General features: G+C 72.1%; 6 protein-coding genes. 5 read left to right on the top strand and 1 reads right to left on the bottom strand.

The features are described 5' to 3' along the window. On the top strand, positions 1-648 hold a 648-nt coding region (locus PKH97_RS14820; protein ID WP_324388349.1), incomplete at its 5' end, for a thiamine pyrophosphate-binding protein. Here PKH97_RS14820 and PKH97_RS14815 read toward each other — a convergent pair. Then, positions 645-1,379: a VOC family protein gene (locus tag PKH97_RS14815; protein WP_324388348.1), complete on the bottom strand. Its 735-nt coding sequence runs from the start codon at positions 1,377-1,379 to the stop codon at positions 645-647. The genes PKH97_RS14820 and PKH97_RS14815 overlap by 4 nt on opposite strands. A gap of 39 nt (positions 1,380-1,418) precedes the next feature. Here PKH97_RS14815 and PKH97_RS14810 point away from each other — a divergent pair, with 39 nt between their 5' ends. From PKH97_RS14810 to PKH97_RS14795, 4 genes are all read left to right on the top strand, one after another. Next, positions 1,419-1,775 carry an ArsC/Spx/MgsR family protein gene (locus tag PKH97_RS14810; protein WP_324388347.1) on the top strand — a complete coding sequence of 119 codons (357 nt, stop codon included), beginning with the start codon at positions 1,419-1,421 and terminating at the stop codon, positions 1,773-1,775. Between the two features lie 20 nt (positions 1,776-1,795). Beyond that, positions 1,796-2,956 carry an o-succinylbenzoate--CoA ligase gene (gene menE / locus PKH97_RS14805; protein ID WP_324388345.1) on the top strand — a complete coding sequence of 387 codons (1,161 nt, stop codon included), beginning with the start codon at positions 1,796-1,798 and terminating at the stop codon, positions 2,954-2,956. A gap of 4 nt (positions 2,957-2,960) precedes the next feature. Continuing rightward, positions 2,961-3,233, top strand: a complete 273-nt coding sequence (locus tag PKH97_RS14800) for a PLD nuclease N-terminal domain-containing protein (protein ID WP_324388344.1) — start codon at positions 2,961-2,963, stop codon at positions 3,231-3,233. Positions 3,234-3,378: 145 nt separating this feature from the next. After that, positions 3,379-3,732 (top strand): hypothetical protein, encoded by a 354-nt coding sequence (locus PKH97_RS14795; RefSeq protein ID WP_324388342.1) that lies wholly within the window; start codon positions 3,379-3,381, stop codon positions 3,730-3,732. The last annotated feature ends 13 nt before the right edge of the window (positions 3,733-3,745 follow it).

Here is a 3,745-nt window from a genome sequence, read left to right as displayed (position 1 = left end):
GACGCTATCGCCGCGGAACCCCCCGCGTGGCCCACCGGCCTCGCTGTCGCCCGGACCCTCGTGGGTGCCCTGGCCGGCCAACAGGTCCCGTTCCAGCCGTCCCCGACCCACCTCTTCGTCGGCCCCTCCAACCCAGTGCGCGACCTCGATCTCGGCGTCGGGGCCTTCCCACCCCACCTGACCGTGGTCGCCAACCGCGGCCTAGCGGGGATCGACGGCTGCGTCTCAACGGCCGTGGGTATGGCGCTGACGGTGGGATCGGCATACGCGCTGGTGGGGGATCTGACCTTCCTCCACGACACGAACGCCCTGCTCATCGGCCCGGGCGAACCCCGACCTAATCTGACGATCGTCGTCGTCAACGATGCGGGTGGGGGGATCTTCCGCCTGCTCGAGCCGGGCACTGACGCCCTGGCCGAACCCTTCGAACGCCTCTTCGGCACACCCACCCGCACCGACTTCGCGGCCCTGTGCCGCGCCCACGGCGTGCCGTATGCCCGCGTCGACACCCCCGCGGAACTTGCCCGGCTCGTGGCCGCGCCTCCCGACGGACTGCGCGTGATCGAGGTGCCGATCGACCCGCTGAGCCACCGGTCCGCCCACGCTGGGCTGCGCACGCTGGCCACGAGGCACACCCCTGGGCCTTAGGCCGGCAGCACGCCTGTCGACGGTGCCCGGTCGGTGAGGCAATAGCGCTGCCCGGCCGGGTCGGCGAGCACCGTCCAGCGCCCGCCCTCCGCGACGACCGTCGCCCCAAGGTCCGTATGCCGCGCCAGCGTCGCCGCTCGGTCAGCGCAGGCAAGGTCCAGGTGGCCGGTCACCGTCCCGTCGCCCACGTCGAGACGCTGGAGCATCAGCCGGACCGGAAGCTGCGCCGGCCGCGGCAGCGCGGTGAACTCAGGCAGCGACCCGACGGCCGGCGCGACCCCGAGCAGGCGCGACCAGAACGCGACCTCGCCGTCATAGGACCCGGGAGGCACATCGAGAGTCACCTGATCCACCAGATCCGGCTCCCCCGCGCGGATCTGGCCTGCGTCGCCGCGCCAGGTGGTCAGGCAGAAGATAAAGCCGCCGGGCGAGCGCATGACGACGACCGTGCCCTCGAGATAGCGATGCACCACCTCCGCCCCGAGCGTGGCGGCGAACTCCGCGGCGCCTGCGACGTCGTCGACATCGAGGTCGAGATGGAGGCCACCGCCGCTGCGCACCTGCTGCAGCTTGAGCCAGGCAGCGCCGCCCTTGGGCAGGAGCGTGGCGAACTGGTCGCGATCTCCTCGCGTTGGCGAGAATCGCGACCGGGACACCGCCCGCCAAAACTCCCACTGCTCCTGAGCCGGCTCGAGGGCGTCCAGGAAGATCCACAGCCACCGCACGGTCATGGGGCCGACTGTGTCATACGGCTCCCTTATGGTGGCTGGGTGAGCACGACGACGATCCTGCACAACCCCAACTGCACGACCTCACGGTCGGCACTCGAGACGGCCGAGGATCTCGGCGCCGACGTCGAGATTCGGCGCTACCTGAAGGACCCGCTCTCCGAGGCCGAATTGCGCGACCTGATCGCCATCCTCGAGGACCCGGTCGAGGATCTGGTTCGCCGTGACCCGCTGTTCGTCCAACTCGGCCTGGACCACGACGATGTCGCGGACGCGGAGGCGGTGATCGCGACCTTGCTGCGCGAGCCGCGGCTGCTCCAACGCCCCGTCCTGATCCGCGACGGCCGCGCGATCATCGGCCGCCCGAAGGATCGCGTGCGGCCCTTCCTCGCCGGCTGAGTCCGGCCCCACACACCCGGATGCTCACGCCGCTCACCCCGGTCGACGCGGCCGACCCGCTCGCTCTGCTCCCCCACCTGGCGGCCGCCCTCGATGGCGGTTCCCCGCTCCTGCCGTATGCCGGTGCCCCACCCGCCCTGCCTGCCTCGCGTCCCGAGTCCCTGCCCGCGGACCTGGCCCTCGCCGTCGCCACCTCCGGCTCGACGGGCCCGCCGAAGCACGCACTGCTCACCGCCGCCGCCCTGCGCGCGAGCGCGTCCGCAACGCAGTCCGTCCTTGGCGGCCCCGGGCAGTGGCTGTTGGCCGTCCCGGCCCATCACATCGCCGGGCTCCAGGTGCTTGTCCGCTCCCTGCTGGCCGGCACCACGCCGGCCGTGCTCGAGCGTGACGCCGGCTTCCGGCCGTCGAGGTTCGCCGCGGCCACCGCGCGACTGGAGCACGACCAGGCCTACGTCTCGCTGGTCCCGACCCAGGTCGGCCGGCTGCTCGACGAGCCGTCCGGAACCGCCGCCCTGCGCCGCTACGCCGCTGTCCTCGTCGGGGGCGCTGCGCTGCCGCAAGGGCTGCGCGCCCGCGCCGATGCGGCCGGCGTCCGGCTGGTCGCGACCTATGGGATGACCGAAACCGCCGGCGGCTGCGTCTACGACGGCGCACCCCTACCGGGGACGACGATCGAGCTCGATCACGACGGCCGGATAGGCCTCGGCGGACCGACGCTGGCCGCCGGCTATCTCGACGACCCGCAGGCCACGGCCGCCGCCTTTTCCCGCCCGGGCGAGCGCGGCGCGCAGTTCCGGACCGGCGACCTCGGGATCTTCGGCGCGGACGGTCGCCTGCAGGTGCTTGGCCGCCGCGACGATGTCATCAACTCCGGCGGTGAGAAGGTCAACCCGCGGCTGGTCGAGGATGCCGCGCTGGCGGCCTGCCCGGAGTTCGCCCAGGTCGTCGTCGTCGGACTGCCCGACCCGGAGTGGGGCGAGGTGGTCGCCTTGACCGCGGTGCCGGCCGGGGACGCGACCCTCACCCTCGCCGAGGTGCGCGAGCGGCTGCGGGGGGTGGTGCCGGCATACGGCCTACCGCGCCGCCTGGCGTTCGTGGGCACAATTCCGGAGCGGGGACCGGGCAAGCCGGACCGGCGCGCGGTGGCGGGCGCATTCCGTCGCGACGAGGTGGGACAATAGGCCCATGTTGCGCCTCCTTCCCGGGCTGCTCGCCCTGGTCCTGGCGGTCTACACGCTCGTCGACTGCGTGCAGACCCCGGATGAGCGCGTGCGCGGGCTGCCGAAGGTGGTCTGGGTTTTCGTCATCCTGCTCTTCCCGTATGCCGGGCCGGCCGGCTGGTGGTTCGCCGGGCGCCCGAAGGCGTATGCCCTACCAGGCCGCCCGCTGCCGGGACCGCAGGACCGGCGAGCCCCCAGGGGGCCGGACGACGACCCCGACTTCCTGCGCAACCTCTGATCCCTTGCCTCGCCGGCGCCTCGCCGGGGACTACCGCTGTCACGAATCGAGCCGCTCTAGATGGCCACGCCCGCCGAATGGGTTGCCGGTGCCCGGCCCCGCACCCTCCCCGCCGCCGTCGCGCCCGTCGCGGCCGCTTCCGGTCGTGGCGGATTTCCTCAGTGCTGCGCAGGAGCATTTTCAGTTCGCGCCCGAGCGCGCCGACGAAAGCGTTCCCTTTCCAAGCCGGAAAGGCGTCGCCCGTGTAGAACGCCATGCCGGACGGCGCGATCGAGGGATCCCAGAAGAAGACCGGCTGCTCCATGCCGTCCTTGTGCGTGCCGACGCCGATCTTCGCGCCGGAATAATCGACGCCATAGGTGATGACCGGCCAGCCGTAGTTCTTGCCCTTCTCGGGACGATTGATTTCATCGCCGCCACGCGCGCCATGCTCCGCCGTCCAGAGCTGGCCCGTGTCAGGATGCAGAGCCGCGCCCTGCACGTTGCGATGGCCGTATGACCACACCAGATCC

It is taken from the genome of Nostocoides sp. (genome assembly GCF_035343835.1).
GTDB classification, from domain to species: Bacteria; Actinomycetota; Actinomycetes; order Actinomycetales; family Dermatophilaceae; genus Nostocoides_A; species Nostocoides_A vanveenii.
This window is presented reverse-complemented; position numbering and strand designations above follow the sequence as displayed.